This is a genomic window from Streptomyces sp. NPDC049627 (assembly GCF_044465645.1).
Taxonomy (GTDB): domain Bacteria; phylum Actinomycetota; class Actinomycetes; order Streptomycetales; family Streptomycetaceae; genus Streptomyces.
This window is the reverse complement of the sequence record NZ_JBITLW010000001.1, coordinates 1,068,906-1,093,679: the sequence shown is the minus strand read 5'-3', so window position 1 is coordinate 1,093,679 and position 24,774 is coordinate 1,068,906. Positions and strand designations below refer to the sequence as shown.

The 24,774-nt window shown below is 70.9% G+C and carries 23 protein-coding genes; 9 read left to right on the top strand and 14 right to left on the bottom strand.

Translation table 11 applies throughout. The features are described from left to right. Positions 1-12: 12 nt before the first annotated feature. The gene (locus tag ACIBU0_RS04815) at positions 13-1,797 is read right to left on the bottom strand and encodes a pentapeptide repeat-containing protein (RefSeq protein WP_398811622.1); all 1,785 of its coding nucleotides are present in this window, start codon (positions 1,795-1,797) and stop codon (positions 13-15) included. Positions 1,798-2,058: 261 nt separating this feature from the next. Here ACIBU0_RS04815 and ACIBU0_RS04810 point away from each other — a divergent pair, with 261 nt between their 5' ends. After that, positions 2,059-2,238, top strand: coding sequence for a hypothetical protein (locus ACIBU0_RS04810; protein ID WP_398811619.1), 180 nt, complete (start codon positions 2,059-2,061; stop codon positions 2,236-2,238). 127 nt (positions 2,239-2,365) lie between these two features. On the opposite strand, the gene ACIBU0_RS04805 is transcribed toward ACIBU0_RS04810, so the two are convergent. The 7 genes from ACIBU0_RS04805 to tkt are packed head-to-tail and all read right to left on the bottom strand — an operon-like array spanning position 2,366 to position 11,234. Beyond that, on the bottom strand, positions 2,366-2,953 hold the full coding sequence (locus tag ACIBU0_RS04805; protein ID WP_398811617.1) for a histidine phosphatase family protein: 588 nt from the start codon (positions 2,951-2,953) through the stop codon (positions 2,366-2,368). Positions 2,954-2,959: 6 nt separating this feature from the next. Then, the gene (gene gnd, locus ACIBU0_RS04800; protein WP_398811803.1) at positions 2,960-3,838 is read right to left on the bottom strand and encodes a phosphogluconate dehydrogenase (NAD(+)-dependent, decarboxylating); all 879 of its coding nucleotides are present in this window, start codon (positions 3,836-3,838) and stop codon (positions 2,960-2,962) included. Between the two features lie 10 nt (positions 3,839-3,848). Next, entirely contained in the window at positions 3,849-5,525 is a 1,677-nt protein-coding gene (gene pgi / locus ACIBU0_RS04795; RefSeq protein ID WP_398811614.1) for a glucose-6-phosphate isomerase, read from the bottom strand. Further along, complete coding sequence (gene opcA, locus ACIBU0_RS04790; protein WP_398811612.1) at positions 5,518-6,453, bottom strand: glucose-6-phosphate dehydrogenase assembly protein OpcA; 936 nt, start codon at positions 6,451-6,453, stop codon at positions 5,518-5,520. The genes pgi and opcA overlap by 8 nt, the downstream gene beginning before the upstream one ends. Beyond that, positions 6,450-7,994: a glucose-6-phosphate dehydrogenase gene (zwf, locus tag ACIBU0_RS04785; RefSeq protein ID WP_398811609.1), complete on the bottom strand. Its 1,545-nt coding sequence runs from the start codon at positions 7,992-7,994 to the stop codon at positions 6,450-6,452. The genes opcA and zwf overlap by 4 nt, the downstream gene beginning before the upstream one ends. Continuing rightward, on the bottom strand, positions 7,991-9,139 hold the full coding sequence (gene tal, locus ACIBU0_RS04780) for a transaldolase (protein WP_398811607.1): 1,149 nt from the start codon (positions 9,137-9,139) through the stop codon (positions 7,991-7,993). The genes zwf and tal overlap by 4 nt, the downstream gene beginning before the upstream one ends. A gap of 19 nt (positions 9,140-9,158) precedes the next feature. Next, on the bottom strand, positions 9,159-11,234 hold the full coding sequence (tkt, locus tag ACIBU0_RS04775; RefSeq protein WP_398811604.1) for a transketolase: 2,076 nt from the start codon (positions 11,232-11,234) through the stop codon (positions 9,159-9,161). 177 nt (positions 11,235-11,411) lie between these two features. On the opposite strand from tkt, the gene ACIBU0_RS04770 reads away from it, so the two are divergent. After that, on the top strand, positions 11,412-12,308 hold the full coding sequence (locus ACIBU0_RS04770; protein WP_398811601.1) for a helix-turn-helix domain-containing protein: 897 nt from the start codon (positions 11,412-11,414) through the stop codon (positions 12,306-12,308). Between the two features lie 80 nt (positions 12,309-12,388). On the opposite strand, the gene ACIBU0_RS04765 is transcribed toward ACIBU0_RS04770, so the two are convergent. Next, positions 12,389-13,648 carry an MFS transporter gene (locus ACIBU0_RS04765; RefSeq protein WP_398811599.1) on the bottom strand — a complete coding sequence of 420 codons (1,260 nt, stop codon included), beginning with the start codon at positions 13,646-13,648 and terminating at the stop codon, positions 12,389-12,391. Beyond that, positions 13,645-15,003 carry a rhodanese-like domain-containing protein gene (locus ACIBU0_RS04760; RefSeq protein ID WP_398811596.1) on the bottom strand — a complete coding sequence of 453 codons (1,359 nt, stop codon included), beginning with the start codon at positions 15,001-15,003 and terminating at the stop codon, positions 13,645-13,647. The genes ACIBU0_RS04765 and ACIBU0_RS04760 overlap by 4 nt, the downstream gene beginning before the upstream one ends. A gap of 106 nt (positions 15,004-15,109) precedes the next feature. On the opposite strand from ACIBU0_RS04760, the gene ACIBU0_RS04755 reads away from it, so the two are divergent. Beyond that, positions 15,110-15,772, top strand: a complete 663-nt coding sequence (locus ACIBU0_RS04755) for an ArsR/SmtB family transcription factor (protein WP_398811593.1) — start codon at positions 15,110-15,112, stop codon at positions 15,770-15,772. 118 nt (positions 15,773-15,890) lie between these two features. On the opposite strand, the gene ACIBU0_RS04750 is transcribed toward ACIBU0_RS04755, so the two are convergent. Further along, a complete protein-coding gene (locus ACIBU0_RS04750) occupies positions 15,891-17,288 on the bottom strand; it encodes a glycoside hydrolase family 16 protein (RefSeq protein WP_398811590.1) in 1,398 nt (465 codons plus the stop codon). Between the two features lie 211 nt (positions 17,289-17,499). Here ACIBU0_RS04750 and ACIBU0_RS04745 point away from each other — a divergent pair, with 211 nt between their 5' ends. Beyond that, positions 17,500-17,787: a DUF1905 domain-containing protein gene (locus tag ACIBU0_RS04745; RefSeq protein WP_398811588.1), complete on the top strand. Its 288-nt coding sequence runs from the start codon at positions 17,500-17,502 to the stop codon at positions 17,785-17,787. Positions 17,788-18,406: 619 nt separating this feature from the next. Continuing rightward, positions 18,407-18,697: a HupE/UreJ family protein gene (locus ACIBU0_RS04740; protein ID WP_398811586.1), complete on the top strand. Its 291-nt coding sequence runs from the start codon at positions 18,407-18,409 to the stop codon at positions 18,695-18,697. A 27-nt stretch (positions 18,698-18,724) separates the two neighbouring features. Here ACIBU0_RS04740 and ACIBU0_RS04735 read toward each other — a convergent pair whose 3' ends face one another. Both ACIBU0_RS04735 and ACIBU0_RS04730 read right to left on the bottom strand, forming a co-directional pair. Further along, the gene (locus tag ACIBU0_RS04735; RefSeq protein WP_398811583.1) at positions 18,725-19,513 is read right to left on the bottom strand and encodes an IclR family transcriptional regulator; all 789 of its coding nucleotides are present in this window, start codon (positions 19,511-19,513) and stop codon (positions 18,725-18,727) included. 10 nt (positions 19,514-19,523) lie between these two features. Further along, the gene (locus ACIBU0_RS04730; RefSeq protein ID WP_398811580.1) at positions 19,524-19,949 is read right to left on the bottom strand and encodes a MarR family winged helix-turn-helix transcriptional regulator; all 426 of its coding nucleotides are present in this window, start codon (positions 19,947-19,949) and stop codon (positions 19,524-19,526) included. Between the two features lie 207 nt (positions 19,950-20,156). On the opposite strand from ACIBU0_RS04730, the gene ACIBU0_RS04725 reads away from it, so the two are divergent. From ACIBU0_RS04725 to ACIBU0_RS04710, 4 genes are read left to right on the top strand one after another with little or no spacing between them, the layout of a single operon-like run. Then, a complete protein-coding gene (locus ACIBU0_RS04725; RefSeq protein WP_398811576.1) occupies positions 20,157-21,074 on the top strand; it encodes an SDR family NAD(P)-dependent oxidoreductase in 918 nt (305 codons plus the stop codon). Then, positions 21,074-21,961, top strand: a complete 888-nt coding sequence (locus ACIBU0_RS04720) for an amidohydrolase family protein (RefSeq protein ID WP_398811573.1) — start codon at positions 21,074-21,076, stop codon at positions 21,959-21,961. The genes ACIBU0_RS04725 and ACIBU0_RS04720 overlap by 1 nt, the downstream gene beginning before the upstream one ends. A 10-nt stretch (positions 21,962-21,971) precedes the next feature. Further along, complete coding sequence (locus ACIBU0_RS04715) at positions 21,972-23,471, top strand: long-chain fatty acid--CoA ligase (RefSeq protein WP_398811570.1); 1,500 nt, start codon at positions 21,972-21,974, stop codon at positions 23,469-23,471. A gap of 8 nt (positions 23,472-23,479) precedes the next feature. Beyond that, a complete protein-coding gene (locus ACIBU0_RS04710) occupies positions 23,480-23,935 on the top strand; it encodes a MaoC family dehydratase (RefSeq protein ID WP_398811567.1) in 456 nt (151 codons plus the stop codon). Here the strand turns inward: ACIBU0_RS04710 and ACIBU0_RS04705 are convergent. After that, on the bottom strand, positions 23,926-24,756 hold the full coding sequence (locus tag ACIBU0_RS04705) for a PaaX family transcriptional regulator C-terminal domain-containing protein (RefSeq protein ID WP_398811565.1): 831 nt from the start codon (positions 24,754-24,756) through the stop codon (positions 23,926-23,928). The two genes, ACIBU0_RS04710 and ACIBU0_RS04705, sit on opposite strands and share 10 nt — an antisense overlap. Positions 24,757-24,774 lie beyond the last annotated feature (18 nt).

The window sequence follows — 24,774 nt, the reverse complement described above, 5'->3', positions numbered from 1 at the left end:
TGCAGACAGCGGTCAGCGCTGCACCCGTCCGCGGGCGGCGAGCACGGCCAGACCCAGCAGGACCGGTTCGCACAGGCGGCTCACCATCTCGATCCACATGCCCTCCGGCGTCAGGTCCTGGCCGCTGCTTCGGAACACCACCGAATTGACGACCACCCGTCCCGCCCGTTCCAGGCGAGCGACACTGAGACGGTCGGCTCCGCGGGGAACCTCCCTGCCCGTGAGGGCGGGTGTCAGCACGACCTGTCCGCCGCCGGCCGGCACCTGCTCCGTCATGCGCGAAGTGGGCGGCGCGGCGGGCAGCCCGTAGAGCATGAGCAGCAGCACGGTCACGCCCATGGCACACAGCAGGGCCCACAGCGCCCGTGAGGCCCGCAGCCCATAGCCGGACAGCAGCCAGTAGGCGTGCAGCAGGGCACGCTCGCCCGGTGGAGTGTCCTTGTTGTGGCGACGCATCTCCATCTCGCCGTAGTAGAAGTCGGCCGCGCCGGGCTGGTTCTTGGTGTCCTCGAGCGCCTTGCGCAGCTGGCGGTACACGATGGCCACGTCGTCGGCCGTGGGGCTCTGGGCCGGATCGGGGTGGCCCAGTCCGGTGAGCCATCCGGCGGTGTCCGCCTCGGTGCGGTCCCGGCCGGGCAGCGCGCGCCAGTACTGCTCCTCGACGACCACTCGCCGACGGCTCCACCACACCGGCAGCCACGCTCGGCCGCGGCGCACCCCACGCGGTGGAGCGCCGTACTCGCAGCGCCCCGCCAGACTGATCCGGTCGAGGTTGTAGGAGCCCGAGAACTCGCACTGCGACAGGTCGACGTCGGTCAGGACGAGATGGGCCGCGTTGACACCGGACAGCCGCAGCAGGCGAACGGCCACACTGCCCTCCTCACGCGGCATCTCCTGTTCCAGCGGGTGTCGCCCGGCCATGAACGGCATCGCCTCGTACGACAGGGTCACCGGCTCGGCGAGCGCCGCGTCCCGCAACGACACGGCCGCGTAGCGCAGGTGGAAGGCCGCAGGGGAATCGCAGCGCACCCGGTTCATGTCCAGCCGACGTGCCGCGATGCCGATGCGCAGCGGCATCCTGAACACGGCCCCGCGCATCCACAGTTCGTCAGCGCACACGACCGGACCGCGCCACTCGCTCTCGAATACCGCCTCCGCGAACGCCGCCCGGCCCCGGAACCGGACTCCGCGGAACTCCGCCGGTCTGCTGAAGCACGCTTCCGAGAAGTCGGCACTGGTCTCCGCCCGACTGCGGAACCAGGCCTCGGTGAAGTACACGGTGCCCGAGAAGCTGGCGGAGGTGAACGCAGTGACACCGTCGAACCACGCCTGAGAGAAGCGGGCGGCGGAGGCGCACGACACTCCTTCGAAGAACACCTCTGCCGCGAACCGCGCGAGCACGAACCGGACTTCGCCGTGGAAGCGCGCCTCACGGAAGTAGGCTGCTCCGGCGAACGCCGCCGCGTCGAAACCCGCGTAGTCCGCGAACTCGGCTCCGGTGAAGTGGGCGGCGCCTTCGAAGCAGGCCCCCTCGAAATAGGCCGGCCCCTCGAAGCGCGTCCCCGAGCACCGTACGTCCGCCGGAAAGCGGGCCGCGTCGAACCGCGCCCGCCCGAACCGTGCGTCCATCGCTTCCGTCACCGCCCCCCACAGCTGGGGGGTGAAGTGCACCCCGCGGAAGTCCACGTCCGCGCCCGGCACGAGGGCCGCGAGCGCGTCGCGGCGCTCCGGCCCACCCAGGTGGCGAAGACAGTGGGCGTGTCCCGGCACGACGACCGCCGAGCACTCCGCTGTCATGCACTGCGACCAGACTCGGCTCATCATCCAGCCATACAGCTCCGGTCATGGGTCGGCAAGGCACCCGTCGACCCCCCCGGCCGGGCAGGGCCGGCCGGCCAACGGTTCCTACGCCAGTCGGCCCGGTTCGTACGGACGCGGCGTTCCGACTTCGCGTCGGGCGGCTACGTCATCGGCTCACCGGCCTTGACGGTGCGACGGCACGGGTTTCTGCACTGGCCAAAGGCCGGGCGGACCGCCCGCGGCGGGGGAGGAGCCGACGTGGGCGAGAACGTGACGGAGGCGCCCTGTCTCATCGAGGGCACATACGGTGCCGGGAACGACGCCGGTGTCGGCAACTTCGAGCTCTGCGTCCCGGTCACGGGCGGGCGGATCGAGCACTGGTGGCGCCACAACACCTCGGATGGCGCAGGCTGGCACGCCGGCCCGGTCATCACCTGACCGCTCGGCGACACCGGACCGACGGGCAGCCTGCCGTGCCCGGACAGAACGCCAGGGCCGCGGACGACCGCCCGCGGCCCTGGCGCCGGCATCCGGACCGGCCGAGGCCGTTGCTCCGCCACGAGGGCTATGGCCGGGTGTTCCATTCGGCGATGACGGGCCGGCCGTGCTCCGTCGACAGCCGGCTCACCGTGCCCGTCGCCAGCTGGAACAGCCGCCCGTCCGCCGGGGCCAGCCCCAGCCGGCGGGCCGTCACGACCCGCAGGAAGTGGCCGTGCGCCACGAGGATCACGTCGCCGCCGGGGAGCGCGGCCGCCACCCGGGCCAGCACCCGGTCGGCTCGCGTCCCCACCTCGGCCGGTGACTCACCGGGGTGAGCGTCCGGGCCGGGCGGCACTCCGTCGGTCCACAGGGACCAGTCGGGGCGGGTGCGGTGGATCTCGGCGGTGGTGACGCCCTCGTAGCCGCCGTAGTCCCACTCGTGCAGATCGGGGTCCGGTACGGCCCCCGCCACGCCCGCCAGTTCGGCGGTGCGCACGGCGCGGCGCAGCGGGCTGGTCAGCGCCAGGGAGAAGGTCCGGCCGGACAGGAGCGGGGCGAGGGACTTGGCCTGTTCCTCGCCGTCCTGGGTGAGGGGCAGATCGGTGAAGCTGGTGTGCTGTCCCGATCTGCTCCACTCCGTCTCACCGTGGCGGACCAGCAGGAGCTCCCCCACGGCCCGCTACTCCTTCGACTCGACGGCGTGCCCGCCGAACTGGTTGCGCAGCGCCGCGATCATCTTCATCTGCGGGGAGTCGTCCTGGCGGGAGGCGAACCGCGCGAAGAGGGAGGCCGTGATCGCCGGGAGCGGCACGGCGTTGTCGATGGCCGCCTCGACGGTCCAGCGGCCCTCGCCGGAGTCCTCCGCATAGCCGCGCAGCTTGTCCAGGTGCTCGTCCTCGTCGAGGGCGTTCACCGCGAGGTCCAGCAGCCAGGAGCGGATCACGGTGCCTTCCTGCCAGGAGCGGAACACCTCGCGGACGTTGTCCACCGAGTTGACCTTCTCCAGCAGCTCCCAGCCCTCGGCGTAGGCCTGCATCATGGCGTACTCGATGCCGTTGTGGACCATCTTCGAGAAGTGCCCGGCGCCGACCCGGCCGGCGTGGACATAGCCGTACGGCCCTTCCGGCTTGAGCGCCTCGAAGACCGGCTTCAGCCGCTCCACGTGCTCCTTGTCGCCGCCGACCATCAGCGCGTAGCCGTTCTCCAGGCCCCACACACCGCCGGAGACGCCCGCGTCGACGAAGCCGATGCCCTTGATGCCCAGTTCGGCGGCGTGCTTCTCGTCGTCCGTCCAGCGGGAGTTGCCGCCGTCGACCACCGTGTCACCGGGGGAGAGCAGGTCCTTGAGCTCGTCGATGACGGTCTGCGTGGCGGTGCCGGCCGGGACCATCACCCAGACCGTGCGCGGCGCGTCGAGCCGCTGGACCAGCTCCTCGAGGCTCTTGACGTCGGAGACCTCGGGATTGCGGTCGTAGCCGATGACGGTGTGGCCGGCGCGGCGGATCCGCTCGCGCATGTTGCCGCCCATCTTGCCGAGGCCGATCAGGCCCAACTGCATGGCTGTCATGTCAGTTCACTTCCTTGAGTTCACGGTAGGCGGCCACGAGGGCGGCGGTGGAGGCGTCGAGACCGGGGACGGACCCCGCCGCGGCAGCGGCTGATGTAAACGTCTCGGTCAGCGCGGGCTCGACCCGCTTGGCGAGGACCTTGCCGAGCTCGACGCCCCACTGGTCGAAGGAGTCGATGTTCCAGACCGCGCCCTGCACGAACACCTTGTGCTCGTACAGCGCGATCAGCTGGCCGAGCACGGACGGCGTCAGCTCGCGCGCGAGGATGGTGGTCGTCGGGTGGTTGCCGCGGAAGGTGCGGTGCGGCACCTGCTCCTCGGCGACGCCCTCCGCGCGGACCTCGTTGGCGGTCTTGCCGAAGGCGAGCGCCTGGCCCTGCGCGAACAGGTTGGCCATCAACAGGTCGTGCTGCGCCTTGAGCTCGTCGCTCAGCTCGTCGACGGGACGCGCGAACCCGATCAGGTCGGCGGGGATGACCTTGGTGCCCTGGTGGATCAACTGGTAGTAGGCGTGCTGTCCGTTGGTGCCGGGTGTGCCCCACACCACCGGTCCGGTCTGCCAGTCCACGGGGTGGCCGTCGCGCTGGACCGACTTGCCGTTGGACTCCATGTCCAGCTGCTGCAGATACGCCGTGAACTTCGACAGGTAGTGGCTGTAGGGCAGGACGGCGTGCGACTGGGCGCCGAAGAAATTGCCGTACCAGATGCCCAACAGGCCCAGGATCAGCGGCGCGTTGGCCTCGGCGGGCGCGCCCTTGAAGTGCTCGTCGACGATGCGGAAGCCGTCGAGCATCTCCCGGAAGCGCTCCGGGCCGATGGCGATCATCAGGGACAGGCCGATCGCCGAGTCGTACGAGTACCGCCCGCCGACCCAGTCCCAGAACTCGAACATGTTCTCCGGGTCGATGCCGAAGTCCGTCACCTTCTCGGCGTTCGTCGACAGCGCGACGAAGTGACTGGCGACCGCCTTGTCGTCGCCTCCGAGCCCGGCCAGCAGCCAGGAACGGGCCGAGGTGGCGTTGGTGATCGTCTCGATCGTGGTGAACGTCTTGGACGCGACGATGAACAGCGTCTGCTCCGGGTCCAGGTCCCGCACCGCCTCGTGGAGGTCGGCGCCGTCGACGTTCGACACGAACCGGAACGTCAACTCCCGTGCGGTGAACGGGCGGAGAGCCTCGTACGCCATCGCCGGACCCAGGTCGGAGCCGCCGATGCCGATGTTCACGACGTTGCGGATACGGCGGCCCGTGTGGCCGGTCCACTCGCCGGAGCGGACGCGGTCGGCGAACGCGCTCATCTTGTCCAGCACCGCGTGGACCTTGGGCACGACGTTCTCGCCGTCGACCTCGATCACGGCGTCGGCCGGGGCGCGCAGCGCGGTGTGCAGTACCGCCCGGTCCTCGGTGATGTTGATCTTCTCGCCGCGGAACATGGCGTCGCGCAGCCCGAACACATCGGTGGCGGTGGCGAGTTCCTGGAGCAGGGCCAGCGTCTCGTCGGTGACCAGGTTCTTGGAGTAGTCGATGCGCAGGTCGCCCACGCGCACGACGTAGCGCTCCGCACGCCCCGGATCGGCGGCGAACAGCTCCCGCAGATCGGGGTGGAGCAGCGGGCCCGAACGGTGGTCCTCCAGCTCGGCCCACTCGGGGCGCCGGGTCAGCTTGGGCGTCTCAGACATGGGAGGGCGTCTCCTTGGTGGCCTCGCCCCGCAGAGCGACGGCGTACATCTCGTCCGCGTCGAGGCGCCTGAGCTCCTCGGCGATGAGTTCGGAGGTGGTGCGGACCTTCAGGGCGAGGGTGCGGGACGGCTGCCCCGGCAGGTGCAGCGTGGCCAGCGGGCCCTCGGGACGGTCGATCACGATCTCGCCGTTCTCGGTGCCCAGGCGCACGCCCGTGACGACCGGCCCGGCGGTGACGACCCGTTCGGCGGTGACGTCGAGGCGGGCCTCCAGCCAGCGGGCCAGCAGCTCGGCGGCCGGGTTGTCGGCCTCGGCCTCCACGGTCGCCGAGACGATCGGCACCCGGGCCTGGTCCAGGGCCGCGGCGAGCATCGAGCGCCACGGGGTGAGCCGGGTCCAGGCGAGGTCGGTGTCGCCGGGCGCGTAGGAGCGGGCGCGGACCTCCAGGTCGGCCAGCGGGGTCTCGGTGGTGTACAGGTCGGTGATCCGGCGCTGCGCCAGCGCGCCCAGCGGGTCCTTCGAGGGGTTCTCGGGTGCCTCCACCGGCCACCACACGACGACCGGCGCGTCGGGCAGCAGCAGCGGCAGCACCACCGAGTCGGCGTGGTCGGACACCTCGCCGTACATGCGCAGCACCACCGTCTCGCCGGTGCCGGCGTCGGCGCCCACCCGGACCTCGGCGTCGAGGTGGGAGCGGGTGCGGTCGCGCGGGGTGCGGGCGTGCCGCTTGATGACGACCAGGGTGCGCGAGGGGTGCTCGTGCGAGGCCTCCTCGGCCGCCTTGATCGAGTCGTAGGCGTTCTCCTCGTCCGTGACGATCACCATCGTCAGGACCATGCCCACGGCCGGCGTGCCGATCGCGCGGCGGCCCTGCACCAGCGCCTTGTTGATCTTGCTTGCCGTGGTGTCGGTCAGGTCGATCTTCATGGCCTGCGCCAGCTCCGTCCGTCTCGTGCGAGCATCTCGTCGGCTTCCTCGGGTCCCCAGCTGCCGGACGCGTACTGCGCCGGCCTGCCGTGTGTGTCCCAGTACTCCTCGATCGGGTCGAGGATCTTCCAGGACTCTTCCACTTCCTGGTGACGGGGGAACAGATTGGCGTCCCCGAGGAGGACATCCAGGATGAGCCGCTCGTACGCCTCCGGGCTGGACTCCGTGAACGACTCGCCGTACGCGAAGTCCATCGTCACGTCCCGGATCTCCATCGAGGTGCCCGGCACCTTGGACCCGAACCGGACCGTCATGCCCTCGTCGGGCTGGACGCGGATGACGACGGCGTTCTGGCCGAGCTCCTCGGTGGCGGTGGAGTCGAACGGGGAGTGCGGCGCCCGCTGGAAGACGACGGCGATCTCCGTCACCCGCCGCCCGAGCCGCTTGCCGGTGCGCAGGTAGAACGGCACGCCCGCCCAGCGCCGGTTGTCGACGTTCAGCTTGATGGCCGCGTACGTGTCGGTCTTCGACCCCCGGTCGATGCCGTCCTCCTGGAGGTACCCGAGCACCTGCTCACCGCCCTGCCACCCGGCCGCGTACTGCCCGCGCACGGTGTGCCGGCCGATGTCCTCCGGCAGCTTCACCGCCTTGAGCACCTTCAGCTTCTCGGTGAGCAGCGACCCGGCGTCGAAGGCGGCCGGCTCCTCCATGGCGGTCAGCGCCATCAGCTGCAGCAGGTGGTTCTGGATGACGTCACGCGCGGAGCCGATGCCGTCGTAGTAGCCCGCCCGGCCGCCGATGCCGATGTCCTCGGCCATCGTGATCTGCACATGGTCGACATACGACCGGTTCCAGATCGGCTCGAACATCTGGTTCGCGAACCGCAGCGCCAGGATGTTCTGGACGGTCTCCTTGCCCAGGTAGTGGTCGATGCGGAAGACCTGCTCCGGGTCGAACACGTCGTGGACGATCGCGTTCAGCTCCCGGGCGCTGGCGAGGTTGTGGCCGAACGGCTTCTCGATGACCGCCCGCCGCCAGGAGCCCTCGGGGGCGTCCGCCAGGCCGTGCTCCTTGAGCTGCTGGACGACCTTCGGGAAGAACTTCGGCGGTACGGAGAGGTAGAAGGCGTAGTTGCCGCTCGTGCCGCGCGCCGCGTCGAGCTCGTCGACCGTCTGGCGCAGCTGCTTGAACGCCATGTCGTCGTCGAAGTCACCCGGGATGAACCGCATGCCCTCGGCGAGCTGCTGCCAGACCTCCTCTCGGAACTCCGTGCGGGCGTGCTCGCGCACCGAGTCGTGCACGACCTGCGCGAAGTCCTGGTCCGCCCAGTCCCGGCGGGCGAACCCGACGAGCGAGAAGCCCGGCGGCAGCATGCCGCGGTTGGCGAGGTCGTACACGGCCGGCATCAGCTTCTTCCGCGACAGGTCGCCGGTCACGCCGAAGATGACGAGGCCGGACGGGCCCGCGATCCGGGGCAGACGGCGGTCGCGGGGGTCACGGAGGGGGTTGTCCCAGTCCCGGTCCCGGTCGGAGGAGGTCATGCTGCGTCAGCTCCCTTGCTGCTGAGCGACTTCTTCACGGCGTTCAACAGGTCCTGCCACGCCACCTCGAACTTGGCGACGCCCTCGTCCTCCAGTCGGGTGACGACCTCGTCGTACGAGATCCCCAGGGCCTCTACGGCGGCCAGGTCGGCGCGGGCCCGGTCGTAGCCGCCGGTCACCGTGTCGCCGGTGATCTCGCCGTGGTCGGCGGTGGCGTCGAGCGTGGCCTCCGGCATGGTGTTCACCGTGCCGGGAGCGACCAGCTCGTCGACGTACAGGGTGTCCTTGTAGGCGGGGTCCTTAACACCCGTGGAGGCCCACAGCGGGCGCTGCTTGTTCGCCTCGGCGCCGGCGAGGGCGGTCCAGCGATCCCCGGCGAAGACCTCTTCGTACGCCTCGTAGGCGAGGCGGGCGTTGGCGAGCGCCGCACGGCCCTTGAGCGCGCGGGCCTCGTCCGTGCCGAGCGCCGTCAGCCGCTGGTCGATCTCGGTGTCGACGCGGGAGACGAAGAAGGACGCCACGGAGTGGATGGCGGACAGGTCCAGGCCCTTCGCGGCGGCCTGCTCCAGACCGGCCAGGTAGGCGTCCATCACCTCGCGGTAGCGCTCCAGGGAGAAGATCAGCGTGACGTTGACGCTGATGCCCTGGGCGATGACCTCGGTGATGGCGGGCAGACCCGCCTTGGTCGCCGGGATCTTGATCATCACGTTGGGGCGGTCGACCAGCCAGGCGAGCTGCCTGGCCTCGGCGATCGTGGCCGCGGTGCGGTGGGCGAGGCGCGGGTCGACCTCGATGGAGACCCGGCCGTCCCGGCCGTCCGTCGCGTCGTGCACCGGCCGCAGGATGTCGGCGGCGGCGCGGACATCGGCGGTGGTCATCATCCGCACGGCCTCGTCGACCGTGACGCCCCGCACCGCGAGGTCGGCGAGCTGCTCCTCGTAGCCCTCGCCGGAGCCGATGGCGGCCTGGAAGATGGACGGGTTGGTGGTGACGCCCACGACGTTCTTGCCGGCGACGAGCTCGGCGAGGTTCCCGGACTCGATCCGCTTGCGCGAGAGGTCGTCCAGCCAGATGGAGACGCCCTCGTCGGAGAGGCGCTTGAGGATGCCCGCGGTAGCGGTTGCTTCGGTGGTCACAGTGATCATCTTCTTTCTGGCGGCTGGATCAACCACGCGCGGCGGCCAGGGATTCCCGGGCGGCTGCGGCGACGTTCTCGGGGGTGAAGCCGTACTCGGCGAACAAGGTGCTGGCGTCGGCGGAGGCTCCGAAGTGCTCCAGGGAGACGATGCGTCCCGCGTCGCCCACGAACCGGTACCAGGTGAGACCGATCCCGGCCTCGACGGCGACCCGCGCCTTCACGGCCGGCGGCAGGACGCTCTCGCGGTACGCGCGCGGCTGCTCCTCGAACCACTCCACGGACGGCATCGACACCACCCGCGTGCCGATCCCCTCGGCCTCCAGCCGCTCGCGCGCGGCGACGGCGAGCTGGACCTCGGAGCCGGTGGCGATGAGGACGACGTCGGGGGTCCCGGTGGAGGAGTCCCGCAGGACGTAACCACCCTTCGCCGCATCGGGGTTGGGCGCGTACGTCGGCACGCCCTGGCGGGTGAGCGTCAGGCCGTGCGGGGCCGGGTCGGTGGAGTGCCGCTTCAGGATCTCGGCCCAGGCGATCGCGGTCTCGTTGGCGTCGGCCGGGCGGACGATGTTCAGGCCCGGGATGGCGCGCAGCGAGGCGAGGTGCTCGACCGGCTGGTGGGTGGGACCGTCCTCGCCGAGGCCGATGGAGTCGTGCGTCCAGACGTACGTCACCGGCAGCTGCATGAGAGCCGACATGCGGACGGCGTTGCGCATGTAGTCGGAGAACACCAGGAAGGTGCCGCCGTAGATACGGGTGTTGCCGTGCAGCGCGATGCCGTTCATCTCCGCGGCCATCGAGAACTCGCGGATGCCGAAGTGGACAGTCCGGCCGTAGGGGTCGGCCTCGGGCAGCGGGTTGCCCTCCGGCAGGAAGGAACTGGTCTTGTCGATGGTGGTGTTGTTCGACCCGGCGAGGTCGGCGGAGCCGCCCCACAGCTCGGGGATCACGGCACCCAGGGCCTGGAGCACCTTGCCGGAGGCGGCACGGGTGGCGACCGACTTGCCCTCCTCGAAGACCGGGATCGCGGACTCCCAGCCCTCGGGCAGCTGACCTGCGACGACCCGGTCGAACAGCTGGGCGCGCTCGGCGTCGGCGCCACGCCACTTGTCGAGCTGCTTGTCCCAGGCGGCGTGCGCCTCGGCGCCCCGGTCGAGGGCCTTGCGGGTGTGGGCGAGGACCTCGTCGGCGACCTCGAAGGACCGCTCCGGGTCGAAGCCGAGGATGCGCTTGGTGGCGGCGATCTCCTCGGCGCCGAGGGCGGAGCCGTGGGAGGCCTCGGTGTTCTGGGCGTTCGGGGCGGGCCAGGCGATGATCGTGCGCATCGCGATGATCGAGGGGCGCTCGGTCTCGGCCTGCGCCGCCTTGAGCGCCGCGTACAGCGCGTGGACGTCGATGTCCCCGCCCAGGGCCGGCTCGATCCGCTGCACGTGCCAGCCGTACGCCTCGTACCGCTTCAGCACGTCCTCGGAGAACGCGGTCGCCGTGTCGCCCTCGATGGAGATGTGGTTGTCGTCGTACAGGAAGACCAGGTTGCCGAGCTTCTGGTGGCCGGCGAGCGAGGAGGCCTCGGCCGAGACGCCCTCCTCCAGGTCGCCGTCGGAGACGATCGCCCAGATGGTGTGGTCGAACGGGGACTCGCCCTCGGGGGCGTCCGGGTCGAACAGCCCCCGCTCGTAGCGGGCGGCCATCGCCATGCCGACCGCGTTGGCGACACCCTGGCCGAGCGGACCGGTCGTGGTCTCCACGCCGGCGGTGTGGCCGTACTCGGGGTGACCCGGCGTCTTCGAACCGTGGGTCCGGAACGCCTTCAGGTCGTCGAGCTCCAGCTCGTACCCCGCGAGGAAGAGCTGGGTGTAGAGGGTGAGCGAGGTGTGCCCGGGAGAGAGAACGAAACGATCCCGGCCGGTCCACTCGGGGTCGGCGGGATCGTGGCGCATCACCTTCTGAAAGATCGTGTACGCGGCCGGCGCCAGGCTCATCGCGGTGCCCGGGTGGCCGTTCCCGACCTTCTGCACGGCGTCCGCCGCCAGAAGGCGCGCCGTGTCGACGGCACGCCGGTCGAGTTCGGTCCATTCGAAGCTGTCCGGTGTCTGCGTGCTCATCTTCAAGAATTCCTCTGCAGGAGCGAAGTGGCTGGTCCAACGCGTTCAAAAGTAAAAGTCTGACTTTTACTGGGGAAGGTCGGCGTGTGTCACGCTGTGGTGAAAGTGGGACACCGCGCGGAGCGCTGCGCACGGCTGAGCACGGGGCGCGCACGGGTGAGACGGTATGAGGCGGGCATGGTGGGCATAAGGGGCGAAGGCGGGGCCGAGGGAATCAGAACCTTTCCCTTCCCCGTCGAGCTGAGCGTCGGCGGTGTCGGCATGCAGGTCGGCCCGATGGGCAGCACCGACCACACCTGGCATGCGGACGGGGCGCCACTGGAGCGTGTGCACCGCATCGACTTCCACGTCGTGATGCTCTTCAGCCGGGGCCCCGTGCGCCACATGATCGACTTCACGGAGTACGAGGCGAGCGCCGGCGACCTGCTGTGGATCCGCCCCGGTCAGGTCCACCGCTTCTCACGGGCCGGCGACTACCGCGGCACCGTCCTGACCATGCAACCGGGCTTCCTGCCCCGCGCCACGGTCGAGGCCACCGGCCTCTACCGCTACGACCTCCCGCCCCTGCTCCACCCCGACGAAGACCGGCTCACCGCCCTTCGCTCGGCCCTCGCCCAACTCCAACGCGAGTACGAGGACACGACGACCCTCCCCCTGAGCCTGCACACGGCGGTCCTGCGGCACTCGCTGACGGCGTTCCTCCTGCGGCTGGCCCACCTCGCCGCGAGCTCGGCGGAGGCCGCGCGCGGGCAGGCCGACACGACGTTCACGCTCTTCCGGGACGCGGTGGAGAAGGGGTTCGCGACGAACCACAGTGTCAGTGCGTATGCCGACCAACTGGGTTACTCACGGCGGACCCTGGTGCGGGCGGTCCGTGCCGCGACCGGGCAGACCCCGAAGGGGTTCATCGACCGGCGGGTGATTTTGGAGGCCAAGCGGCTGCTGGCCCACACGGACATGCCGATTGGTCGGATCGGGGCGGCGGTGGGGTTCCCCGACGCTGCCAACTTCTCCAAGTTCTTTCATCAGCACACGGATGTGACGCCGGCGGCGTTTCGGGCGGAACTGCGTTGATCGGGCGCCTTCGGGGGTGCCGCGCCGGGTCGTTCGGCGTCTGCGGGTGCGTCGTGGCTTGTCGCGCAGTTCCCGCGCCCCTAAGGGGTTGCCGAACCGCGTGTTTCGTACATCCGCACCGCTACGATCGCGCCCGAGGCCGCCGTCAGTGCTGCCACCGTCCAGACCGCCGTCGCCAGGCCGTAGGCGTCGGCCAGCACGCCGGCCAGCAATGCCCCCACCGCGAACCCTCCGTCCCGCCACAGGCGGTAGACGCCGACCGCGCGGGCCCGCCAGGCCGGGTGGGCGACATCGCCGATGACGGCGAGCAGGGTCGGGTACACCAGTGCGGTGCCGATGCCGAGCAGGACCTGTGCGACCGCCCACACGGGAAATGTCGTTCCCTCGGCGACGACACCGATCGCGGCCGCCTGCAGCAGCATGCCCGCGGTGATGAGAGCTTTGCGGCCGACGTGGTCCGACCACCAGCCGGTGACCAGCTGCCCCGCTCCCCACACCGCCGGATACAGCGCGGCCAGCACGCCGATCTCCGCGACCGACAAGCCGTGCGCGGCGAACAGCAGCGGGAAGATGCCCCAGGCGAGGGCGTCGTTGAGATTGTTGACCAGGCCCGCCTGGCTGGCAGCGGACAGCGCCTTGTCGGTCAGGCTGGTCCGGCGGGCGACCTGAGCGGTCGTCAACTCCCGTTCCGCCAGTGCGTGTACGGGGTGCAGGGCCGCCTCGGCGCGGGCGTGTTCGCGGGTTTCCCGGACGGCGAAGACCGACAGGCCCAGGGCCACGGCGAGATATGCGGCGCCGAGCAGGAAGGGCTCGGGGCGCAGTCCGGCGTGTTCGGCGATGGCGCCCGTGGCCATCGCGGTGGCGGCGACCGCGCCGTATCCGGCGGCCTCGTTGAGGCCCATGGCGAGGCCCCGCCGCTGCGGACCCGCCAGGTCGATCTTCATGATGACCGTCGTGGACCAGGTCAGGCCCTGGTTGACGCCCAGCAGGACGTTCGCGGCGACCATCCAGCCCCAGGTCGGACCCCACGCCAGCATCGCGGGCACGGGCAGCGCGATCAGCCAGCCGGCGATCAGCACGGGCCTGCGGCCGTACCGGTCGGAGAGGGTGCCCGCGAAGAAGTTGGTCACCGCCTTCGTCGCGCCGAACGCCAGGATGTAGGTGAGGGCGGCGGTGTAGGCGGACAGATGGAAGACGTCGTCGGCGAGCAGCGGCAGCACGGTGCGCTCCTGGCCGAGCATGCCGCCGACCAGGGCGTTGACGAGGACGAGCAGACTGAACTGGGCGAGGTTGGCACGCAGTCCGAGCCGTACGGCGCCGGCGTCGGCGTGCGTGGTCACGCGCCCTCCTGCAGCGGGCGGCCGGTGGCCTCGGCCCAGTCGTCCGGGCCGCCCGCGAGGACGGCGAGGCCCTCGTGCCCGGCGCGTTGCAGCAGACTCGCGGCCGTCATGGCGCGCTCGCCGTGCCCGCAGTGCACGAGCGCACCCGAGGGTGCCTCGTCCGCGCGGGCGGCCAGATCACCGAGCTCGATCGCCACCGCGCCCGGGATGTGCCCGGACTCCCACTCGGACCGCTGACGGACGTCGAGGACGGGACGATCGCCCACGCCGTCGGCGGCGACGACCTCGACGCTCACCCGCTCGCCCCCGTCGGCCGTCCAGGCGTCCATCGTCAGATGCCCGCACAGCCGCTCGTACCCGATCTTCAGGGCCTGCCAGGTGAGTTCGGCGAGGTCCTGGCCGGGCGCGGTGACGAAGACGAGGGGGCTGTCGTCGGGCAGCAGCCAGCCCAGCCAGGAGGCGAACGCGTCGCGCAGCCGGATGGAGACGGCGCCGGGAATGTGCCCAGCGGCGAAATCCCGCACGCCGCGTACGTCGACGATCTGCGCGCCCTGGCCGAGCAGTTCCCGTACGGCGGCGGGGGACAGCGCCGGGAGCGAGGGCCCGGCGGGGAGCAGTGCGGGGCCACGCCGGTTGATCTCCGCCAGCCGCTCGAAGTACGCGGGGTAGGAGCCGAGGCTGTCGAGCAGCTCCCGTACGAAACTGTCCTCGTCCGGCGCGGCCAGCAGCGCGTTGGCCCGCCTCTGGGCGCCGATGGTCGTGGTGCGCTCGGCGCCCGGCGGGGCGGAGCAGAAGGAACCGGCGCCGTGCGTGGGCCACACGGCCGTCGCGTCCGGGAGCCGGGCCAGGCGGCGCAGGGAACGGTACTGGGCGCGGGCGAGATCCTCCGCGCGGGCGGGGCCGAGGAGGTCGGTGCGGGCGGCCGAGCCCACGATCAGCGAACCGCCGGTGAACACGCCCACCTCCCGGGCGCCGTCGAGGAGGAGGAAGGACAGGTGCTCGTCGGTGTGGCCGGGCGTGGCCAGGGCGCGCAGGGTCAGCCCGCCGAGGTCCACCTCGTCGCCGTCGGCCAGCGCACGGTGCTCGAAGGAGCGCCGCCCGGCGGCGGAGGCCAGCACCGTCGCCCCGTCGTCGGCGGCCAGTTGCAGCGCGCCCGTGAGGAAGTCGGCGTGCAGGTGTGTGTCGGCGGCGAAGGCGACGGTCAGCCCGCGCCGCCCGGCAGCCGCACGCAAGGCACGCAGATCACGGCTCGCGTCCACGGCCAGGGCGCGGCCGTCACCGAGGTCGACGAGGTAGGCGCTGTTGCCGAGGCCGGTGTCGACCAGCGGAATCAGATGATCGTCGACGAAGCCCACGGGGTCCTCCAGGTGCCAGGGTACGGGCCGGACGCCCCACGCGCCCACCCCTCACTTACAATATTCCATGGAATAATGGAGTAAACATCGGAGGGTGAGGTAAGCCATGGGAGACGCGGTGCGCAAAGCCGCCCTGTACGACGCCTTCGCCCGCACCGGGAAGGCGCTGAGCAGCGGAAAGCGCCTGGAACTGCTCGATCTGCTGGCCCAGGGCGAGCGCACCGTCGACGCCCTCGCCAAGGCCGCCGGCCTGAATCTGACGACCGCCTCGGCGCACCTGCAGACCCTTCGGCAGGCCGGTCTGGTCGCCACCCGCCGTGACGGCGTACGCATCCACTACCGCCTGGCCGGCGACGACGTGGCCGCCCTCTACGCCCTGCTCCGTCGCGTCGCCCAGGCCCACCAGCCCGCCGTCGACCCCGCCCGCACCGCCTACCTGGGAGCCGACGACACCACGGCCGTCGACCGTGCGGAACTGCTCTCCCGCGCGGCGGCGGGAGAGATCGTCGTGCTGGACGTGCGCCCGGCCGAGGAGTACGCGGCCGGACACATCCCGGGCGCCCTGTCCATCCCGGTCGGCCAACTCGCCGACCGCATCACCGAGTTGCCCGAGGACACCGAGGTCGTGGCCTACTGCCGGGGCGCCTACTGCGTCCTGGCCCACGATGCCGTACGCCTCCTGCGACGCCACGGCCGCAGAGCCGTCCGGCTCACCGACGGCATGCTGGAGTGGCGGCTGGCGGAGCTGCCGGTGGAGACGGCGGCGTGAACGGCTGATGCCCCCGCGAGGACCACAGGGGTCTCGCGGGGGCACCGACAACGCAGGGTGCGGCGACAGCACAAGGGCATCACCGGCCGGCCATATGAGGCCATCAGTGCCCCATCCGTCAGCGCCCGAAGTTGAACCAGTTCACGTTCACGAAGTCCGACGGCTGACCGCTGGTGAAGGTGAGATAGACGTCGTGCGTTCCGGTCACCCCGCTGATGTTCGCCGGGACGGTCCGCCATGACTGCCATCCGCCCGTGTTGGCCACCGCGAAGCTGCCGATCGGTGCGTTGCCTCGGCTGTCCAGGCGCACCTCGACCAGGCCGCTGACGCCGCTCGCCGCACCGCTCGCCACCCGGCCGACGAACTGAGTGGCGGCTGTGGAACCGAAGGTGACGCCCCGGTACAGCGCCCAGTCGCCGTTGGCGAGGGAGCTGATGTTCTGGCCGCCGCCCGAGTCGGAGGTGGACTCGGTGCCCACGCCGCTCTGGCCGTCGTACGACTCGGCCTGGATGGCGCTGTAGGCGTCACGGTTGCCCGTCGGCGGGGGTGTGGTACCGCTCCCACTGGACGACAGCACCTGGATGTAGTCGACGACCATCGGGTGGCCGGGCTGGGTGTCGGCGTCCAGTCCGCCGCCGAAGGCGTCCGGGAAGGCGCCGCCCATCGCCACGTTCAGGATGACGAAGAAGCCGTGGTTGGTGGCGTTGGACCAGGTCGTCGCGTCCACCTGGCTCGCGTTGACCGAGTGGTACTGGGTGCCGTCGACGAAGAAGCGGATCGTCTCCGGGCTCACCGAGCGGTCCCACTCCATGGTGTAGGTGTGGAACGCCGACTGGCAGGTCGAGCCGGGGCACGCGGTGGAGTTGCCGATGCCGGTCGTCTCGTTGCACGGGCCGCCGGGGTTGGTGCCGCAGTGCATCGTGGCCCAGACCCGGTTCAGGCCCTGGACGTTCTCCATGATGTCCAGTTCGCCCACGCTCGGCCAGTTCTGGTAGTTGCCGCGATAGGGCGCGCCCAGCATCCAGAAGGCCGGCCAGTAGCCCTCGGCCGCGGTGCCGGTGACGTTCGGCATCTGGATGCGGCCCTCGACGCGCAGCTTGCCGCCCGCCGGGGGCCGGAAGTCGGTCCGCGCGGTCTCGATCCGGCCCGAGGTCCACCGGCCGGACGCGTCGCGCCGGGGCGTGATGCGGAGGTTGCCGTTGCCGTCGAGCGAGACGTTGTCGGTGCTGTTCGTCATCGTCTCGACCTCGCCGGTGCCCCAGTTGGCGGGACCGCCCGGATACGACGTGCCGAGGTCGTACTGCCAGTCGGAGGTGTTCACGCCGGTGCCCGCGGCGCCGTTGAAGTCGTCGAGGAAGACCTGTGTCCAGCCCGTCGGGGGCGTGGGCGCTGAGGCGTTCGCGGACGGGACGGCGACGGTGGCCGCGGCCGCCGCCAGGCCGAGAGTGCCGAGCGCCGCGACGAGCACGCGGGTGAGGGGGCGGCGTCTGCGGTGTATGCCGGAGGGTTCGCTCATGGGGGTGCTGCCTCTCGGTGTACGGGGTGGGGAGTTGAGAGTGCGGGTGCGGTTGAGAGCGCTCTCAAAGTGTCGCCAATGTGCTCCCCGTCGTTGCGGTCGTCAAGAGGTGAAGCAGAGAAAAGGCTTGCGTGGCAGGGAGGTTCACCCTATGAATGCGGGAATGTGCCGGCACGCGCCGGCCTGGGAGAGGGAATGAGGTCCTGACCGTATGGAACTCGTCTTCACCGGCCGGGTGATCGAATGGCGCGGACCGGCGCCTTACTACTTCGTCCGCGTCCCGGACGAGGAATCCGGTGACATCCGGGAGGTGGCCGCGACGGCCACGTACGGCTGGGGCGTCATCCCGGTCGAGGCACGGATCGGTGAGATCGCCTTCGAGACGTCGCTGTTTCCCCGGGACGGCGGCTATCTGCTGCCGCTGAAGAAGGCCGTGCGTGCGCCGCAGGGCCTCGGGTCCGGTGACGAGGTGGCCGTGACGATGACCGTCCGCCTGTAGAACCTGTTGCCCTGCGTCGACAGGTTATGGACGACGCTGCTCGCCGACCCGGCGCGGTCGGCGAGCACGGTGCCGGCACAGCGTCTGCGCGGGTGTGATCAGCCGAGCGCGGCGGGGGAATGGGCGTTGCGCAGGAGCAGTTTCGCTGTGCCGGAGCTGTCGGCGGGGACGGTCCAGGGCATTCGACGCGGTCGCGCAGGGTGCGGACGGTCCGCGCGGCGAAGTCGCCCCGGACCAGGTAGCGGTGGCCCTTGGTGTACATGGTGGCGTAGAGGATGTTGTCGTCGTCGGTGAAGGTCACTCCCCAGTAGTTGACGTCGAGCGACTGATACGGCTTGCCGTCCTTGATGACCGAGAAGGTCTCCAGCGTCTTGAACAGGGTCCCCGTCCTGGTGTCGTAGATGCCAGTGCGGGTGGCGAAGTTGAGGGTGGCGTAGCTGTCGCCGCCGACGAAGGCGGTCCAGGAGACCATGCGGCCGTCGGCCGAGACGCGGACCCGGTTGGGGACGCCGCTGACCGGTATGGCCTTGCGTTCCTTGAGGTCCGCACCGAGGACGCGCATCGTCACGGTGCCGAGGATCCCGTCGGCGTAGAGGCAGGCGACGGTTCCCGCGGCGGCGTGGATGCGGTCGCACTTGACAACTTCGGTCTGCTGCACGGGCTGGGCTTCGCCGGGGCACTGAGCTTCACCGACGACTTCAGCGGCCGGCTGCTCGTCTCCCTGTTGAGCTTCAACCTCGGCATCGAACTGGGACAGCTCGCCATTGTCCTGCTGGTGTTCCCCTTGCTCCTGCTGGCGCGCCGGTACTCCTGGTCGGCCGTGGCCCACGTCGGTGCGACCGCCGTGGTCGGGGTCCTGGGTCTCGTCTGGTTCGTCGAACGCCTGCTGGCCCCGAGCGGCGCCGCGTAGGGCGAGCGCCCGGCACCGCAGGGGTTCCTACGCCCCCTTCTCCGGCTGCCACCCCAGCCCCCGCGAGATCCCCCGCGCCGCGAGCCGCACCGCGGGCACCAGCACCGGCACCTGCGCGTCCGCCTGGGGCACGACGACCGACACGGCGGCGACGACCGTGCCGCCCGGACCGCGCACCGGGGCGGCCACGGACAGCGCGTCGTCGGTGACCTGGCGGCTGCTCACCGCCACCCCCGTGCGGCGTACGTCGGCCAGCATGCGGCGCAGCCGGGCCGGTTCGGTGACGGTGTACGGCGTGAAGGCGGCGAGCGGTCCGGTGCAGTACTCCTCCTGGAACTCCGGGGCGCTGTGCGCGAGCAGCGCGAGACCCACCCCGGTGGCGTGCAGCGGCCAGCGCGCCCCGACCCGGATGTGCACGCCGACCGCGGACCGTCCCGACAGCCACTCGATGTAGACGACCTCGGGTCCGTCCTTGACCGCCAACTGCACGTTTTCGTGCGTCGCTTCGTACAGGTCCTCCAGATACGGCAGCGAGATCTGGCGCAGCGCGAGCCCGCGCGGGGCCAGCGCCGCGATCTCCCACAGCCGCAGCCCGACGTGATAGAGGCCGGAGTCGTCCCGCTCCAGGGCACCCCACTCGGTGAGGGCGGCCACGAGCCGGTGCGCGGTGGTGAGGGTCAGCCCGGCCCGGCGGCTGATGTCGGTCAGGCTGAGCGCCGGATGCTCCAGGTCGAAGGCGCCCAGTACCGACAGCAGCCGGTCGGTCGCGGAACGCGTCCCCTTGGCCGACAGGGACGGCACGGCGTCGGCGATCATCGGCGGCCCGTCACCCCAGCCCGGACTCGGCGACTCTCTGCAGCAACGCGTGGAGCTGCTCGCGCTCGGCGGCGTCGAGCGGCTCGACCAGCTCGTTGGTGACGCGCTGCCCGGCCTCGTCGGTGTCCCGCAGGAAGGCCCGGCCGTCCTCGGTCAGGACGATGATCCGGCTGCGGCGGTCGTCGGGGGAGGGGCGCCGCTCGGCGAACCCCAGCTTCTCCAGGTCGTCCACCAGGCCGACGATGGCGCTCGGGTCGTAGCCGAGGGACGCGCTCAGTTCGCGCTGGAGGGCGCCCGGTGAGGTGGCGAGGAACCGCAGCAGCGCGTAGTGGCGCAGGCGCAGGCCCGACTCCTGGAGGAACGTGTTGAACAACTGACCGGAGCGCAGACCCAGGCGGTACAGCAGGTACCCCGTGTCCGCGTGCAGTCCGCGCATCCAGGGTTCGTTCGCGTCGATGGGCGCCGGGTTCGTGGCGTGCTGGCGGGCGATGGCTGACTCCCTGGTGTCGGCCCCGTCTCCGGGGGTTCCTCTGTGCAGATTCCAGCATGGCGCACCCGAAGGTCACCAACAACTATTGACGACAACAATTATTGCTCTTAACTTCGACCTCGTAGCCGCACCCCACGTCGAAGGGACCCCCTCGTGCCCAGCATCGATCTCACCGGCAAGGCCGCCGTCGTCACCGGCAGCGGCCGGGGCCTCGGCCTCGCCTACGCCCACGCCCTGGCCGCCCACGGCGCCTCCGTGGTCGTCAACGACGTCGACGAGGCCGTGGCCGAGGCGGCCGTGAAGTCCATCACCGAGGCCGGCGGCACCGCCGTCGCCGAGGTCGTCCCGGTCGGCACGAGCGAGGCCGCCGACCGGCTGGTGAGCCGCGCGGTCGAGGAGTTCGGGCGCCTGGACGTCCTGGTCACCAACGCCGGCATCCTGCGCGACAAGGTGCTGTGGAAGATGACCGACGACGACTTCGACGCGGTGATCACCACCCACCTCAAGGGCACCTTCACCTGCGCCCGCGCCGCCGCCGTCCGCATGCGCGAGCAGGGCGAGGGCGGCACCCTGATCCTGGTCGGCTCCCCGGCCGGCCAGCGCGGCAACTTCGGGCAGACGAACTACGCCGCCGCCAAGGCCGGCATCGCCGCCATGGCCCGCACCTGGTCCATGGAACTGGGCCGGGCGAACATCACCGTCAACGCCATCGTGCCGGTGGCCGCGACCGCGATGACCGAGACCATCCCGGCCTTCGCCCCGTACATCGAGGCGATGAGGAACGGCGAACCGCTCCCGGACTTCCTGCGCAAGGGCGAGGGCTTCGGCACCCCCGAGGACTGCGCCGCCCTGGTGCCCTTCCTCGCCTCCGAGGCGGCCCGCGGCATCACCGGGCAGGCCATCGGCATCGGTGGCGACAAGGTGGCACTCTGGTCGCATCCGCAGGAGATCGCGGCGGCCTACGCCGACGGCGGTTGGACCCCCGGGGCCCTGGCCGACGTGTTCCCGACCTCGGTGGGCGCGCAACTGCAGTCGGTCGGCGTTCCGGCGCCGAAGTTCCCGGAGGCGTGATGGCTCCCTCGATAAACCTGGACGACCTGGTCGCGATCGACGTCCACACCCATGCGGAGGTCTCCTCCAAGGGCCACTCCTCCCTGGACGACGACCTGCACGACGCCTCCTCCGCCTACTTCAAGGTGGAGGGCAAGCGGAAGCCGACCTTGGAGGAGACCGCCGCCTACTACCGCGAGCGGAAGATGGCCGCCGTGATCTTCACGGTCGACGCCGAGTCCGCGACCGGCACCGCGCCCGTCCCGAACGAGGAGGTCGCGGAGGCGGCCGCCGCCAACTCCGACGTCCTCATCCCCTTCGCGTCCATCGACCCCTTCCGGGGGAAGGCGGGCGTGCGGCAGGCCCGCCGTCTGGTCGAGGAGTACGGGGTGAAGGGCTTCAAGTTCCACCCCAGCATCCAGGGCTTCTTCCCCGACGACCGCTCGGTGGCGTACGACCTCTACGAGGTGATCGAGGAGACGGGCACCATCGCCCTCTTCCACACGGGCCAGACGGGCATCGGCGCGGGCGTCCCCGGCGGGGGCGGCATCCGCCTGAAGTACTCCAACCCCCTCCACGTCGACGACGTGGCCGCCGACTTCCCGCACCTGAAGATCATCCTGGCGCACCCGTCCTTCCCCTGGCAGGACGAGGCCCTCGCCGTCGCCACCCACAAGCCGGGCGTGCACATCGACCTGTCCGGCTGGTCGCCGAAGTACTTCCCGCCGCAGCTCGTGCAGTACGCCAACACGCTGCTGAAGGACAAGGTCCTCTTCGGCTCCGACTTCCCCGTCCTGACCCCCGACCGCTGGCTCGCCGACTTCGAGAAGCTGCCGGTCAAGGACGAGGTGAGGCCGAAGATCCTCAAGGAGAACGCCGCCCGCCTGCTCGGGCTGACGAAACCGTAAGGGGCGTGACATGCGCAACGAGGGACTGGGGTCATGGCCCGCACGCCGGGCCCGCAAGACCCCCCACCGCACCGCCCTGATCCACGGCGAGACGGCCATCAGCTACGCCGAGCTGTACACCCGCACCACCCGGCTCGCCCACGCCCTGCGCGCCCGGGGCCTCAGGCGCGGCGACCGCATCGCCTATCTCGGCCCCAACCACCCGTCCTTCCTGGAGACGCTGTTCGCGGCGGGTACGCTCGGCGCGGTCTTCGTGCCCCTCAACACCCGCCTGGCCGGACCCGAGATCGCCTACCAGCTCGCCGACTCCGGCGCCAAGATCCTCGTCTACGGCCCCTCGCACGCGGGGCTCGTCGCCGGTCTGCCGGGCAGCACCGACGTCCGGACGTACCTGGAGGTCGGCGCCGAGTACGAGGCGACGCTCGCCGAGGCGCCCCTGGATCCGATCGACGAGCCGGTCGCGGCCGACGACACCTGCCTGATTCTCTACACCTCCGGCACGACGGGCCGCCCCAAGGGCGCGATGCTCTCGCACGCCAACGCCACCTGGAACGCGGTCAACTTCCTCATCGACAAGGATCTCCACGCCGACGAGCGGGCCCTGGTCTCGGCGCCGCTGTTCCACATCGCGGGTCTGACCGTGCTGACCCTGCCCGTGCTGCTCAAGGGCGGCACATGCGTCCTGGTCGGCGCATTCGACCCGGGCGAGACCCTCGACCTGGTGGCACGGCACCGGATCACCTACATGTTCGGGGTGCCCGCGATGTTCGAGCAGGTCGCCCGCCATCCGCGCTGGCCGGAGGCGGACCTGTCCAGCCTGCGGATGCTCAGCTGCGGCGGCGCCCCGGTGCCGACACCGCTCATCGAGGCGTACCAGGCGCGCGGTCTGACCTTCCTGCAGGGCTACGGCATGACCGAGGCGCTCGGCGTCTGCTTCCTCGACGGGGAGCACTCCGTCAGCAAGGCGGGCTCGGCCGGTGTGCCCCACTTCTTCGCCGACGTACGGGTCCTGCGCCCCGACCTCACCCCGGTCGACGTCGGCGAGAACGGCGAGGTGGTGGTGCGCGGCCCGGCCGTGATGTCCGGCTACTGGGGACTGCCCGAGGAGACCGCGGCCGCCTTCGCCGACGGCTGGTTCCGCACCGGTGACGCCGCCCGGGTCGACGAGGACGGTTACGTCTTCATCGTCGACCGCATCAAGGACATGATCATCTCCGGCGGCGAGAACATCTACCCCGCCGAGATCGAGGACCTGCTCCTCGCCCACCCCGACATCGTCGAGTGCGCGGTCATCGGCGTACCGGACGACAAGTGGGGCGAGGTGCCGCGCGCCGTCGTCGTCCCCCGCGAGGGCGCCGCACTCGACCCCGACGAGGTGCTCGCCTCCCTGGCCGGCCGCCTCGCCAAGTACAAGATCCCCAAATCGGTGGTCCTCGCGGACGAACTCCCGCGCACCGCCTCCGGAAAGCTCCTCAAGTCCCGAGTCCGTACCCGGTACGGCAACAGTTAAGGAACCCCATGAGCATCACCGTGAACGGCCTCGACGAACTGAAGAAGCTGGCGGGCAGCGATCTCGGCACCAGCGAGTGGATCGAGATCACCCAGGAACGCATCAACACGTTCGCCGACGCCACCGGCGACCACCAGTGGATCCACGTCGACCCGGCGAAGGCCGCCGAAGGTCCCTTCGGCGCCCCCATCGCCCACGGCTACCTCACCCTCTCCCTCTTCATCCCCCTCTTCACCGAGCTGCTGGACGTCCAGGGCGTCACCACGAAGGTCAACTACGGCCTGAACAAGGTGCGTTTCCCCTCACCGGTCAAGGTCGGCTCCCGCATACGTCTGGTCGGGAAGCTGGCCGAGGTGGAGGAGGTCCCGGGCGGGGTGCAGATCACGGTCGACGGCACCATCGAGATCGAGGGCGGCACGAAGCCGGCGGCGGTGCTGCAGAGTCTGTCCCGCTTCTACGCCTGATCGTCCCGTACGGGCACCAGGTCGAGGAGGCGCGCCGAGGCGTCCTGCGCGAGGGGAGCGAGCCGCTCGTGCACCGCCCGGAACGTCTTCTCGGCCGCTTCGGCCGGCCAGTCGTCCGGCAGGTGCTCGACCGGCAGACGCGGGTCCCGGCGGATGACGCGCAGCCACTCCGCCTGCAGCCGGAGCCGCAGCGCGAGGGCGTCGTCGGCTTCCGGGAGCTGCGTCGTCCACGGTTGCCAGCGCCGTACGAACGACGCGTGGAGCGCCGCCAGTTCGGACAGCTCCCAGGTCTCCTCGATCATCGCCCCGATGTCCGTCCCGCTGTCGGCGTGCGCACGGAACACCTTCACGTGGGCGGACAGCCCGAGCCCGGCGACCAGGGACGACACGTCGACCGCGCCGGGGGCGATCCACAGGCCGCTGAACAGCGGGCCGAAGCCGCTCCAGGTGAGCTGGGAGCGCAGGTCGTGACGCTGGCGCTGCCAGGACTCGGGGAGGGAGAAGCCGAGCAGGGTCCAGGTGCCGTCCCACTGCCGGTTGACCGCCCCGGTGTGCCAGATGCGCCGCTCACCGTCGCGCAGAACGGCCGCCGAGTGCTCGGTCAGACCGAAGTACATCCGGCGGCCCTCGCGCTGCCGGCGCAGCAGGCCGCGGTTCACCATGCGGGTCAGCGTCGAGCGGGTCGCCTGCTCGCCGACGCCCGCCCGCGCGAACACGTCGATCACGCTGCCCGAGTACACACAGACGTCCCGCCCGAGCACCTGGTCGCCCAGGAACGTCAGCATCAGGGACTGGGGCCGCAGCGCCTCTTCACCGGTCACGCGGCCCACCGTACCTGT

Coding starts and splice junctions, on each gene's coding strand:
- ACIBU0_RS04815 (WP_398811622.1), bottom strand. CDS start 1,797: ATGACAGCGGAGTGCTCGGCGGTCGTCGTGCCGGGACACGCCCACTGT.
- gnd (WP_398811803.1), bottom strand. CDS start 3,838: ATGCAGTTGGGCCTGATCGGCCTCGGCAAGATGGGCGGCAACATGCGC.
- pgi (WP_398811614.1), bottom strand. CDS start 5,525: ATGTCTGAGACGCCCAAGCTGACCCGGCGCCCCGAGTGGGCCGAGCTG.
- opcA (WP_398811612.1), bottom strand. CDS start 6,453: ATGAAGATCGACCTGACCGACACCACGGCAAGCAAGATCAACAAGGCG.
- zwf (WP_398811609.1), bottom strand. CDS start 7,994: ATGACCTCCTCCGACCGGGACCGGGACTGGGACAACCCCCTCCGTGAC.
- tal (WP_398811607.1), bottom strand. CDS start 9,139: ATGATCACTGTGACCACCGAAGCAACCGCTACCGCGGGCATCCTCAAG.
- tkt (WP_398811604.1), bottom strand. CDS start 11,234: ATGAGCACGCAGACACCGGACAGCTTCGAATGGACCGAACTCGACCGG.
- ACIBU0_RS04770 (WP_398811601.1), top strand. CDS start 11,412: ATGGTGGGCATAAGGGGCGAAGGCGGGGCCGAGGGAATCAGAACCTTT.
- ACIBU0_RS04755 (WP_398811593.1), top strand. CDS start 15,110: ATGGGAGACGCGGTGCGCAAAGCCGCCCTGTACGACGCCTTCGCCCGC.
- ACIBU0_RS04750 (WP_398811590.1), bottom strand. CDS start 17,288: ATGAGCGAACCCTCCGGCATACACCGCAGACGCCGCCCCCTCACCCGC.
- ACIBU0_RS04745 (WP_398811588.1), top strand. CDS start 17,500: ATGGAACTCGTCTTCACCGGCCGGGTGATCGAATGGCGCGGACCGGCG.
- ACIBU0_RS04735 (WP_398811583.1), bottom strand. CDS start 19,513: ATGATCGCCGACGCCGTGCCGTCCCTGTCGGCCAAGGGGACGCGTTCC.
- ACIBU0_RS04730 (WP_398811580.1), bottom strand. CDS start 19,949: ATGCGCGGACTGCACGCGGACACGGGGTACCTGCTGTACCGCCTGGGT.
- ACIBU0_RS04720 (WP_398811573.1), top strand. CDS start 21,074: ATGGCTCCCTCGATAAACCTGGACGACCTGGTCGCGATCGACGTCCAC.
- ACIBU0_RS04715 (WP_398811570.1), top strand. CDS start 21,972: ATGCGCAACGAGGGACTGGGGTCATGGCCCGCACGCCGGGCCCGCAAG.
- ACIBU0_RS04710 (WP_398811567.1), top strand. CDS start 23,480: ATGAGCATCACCGTGAACGGCCTCGACGAACTGAAGAAGCTGGCGGGC.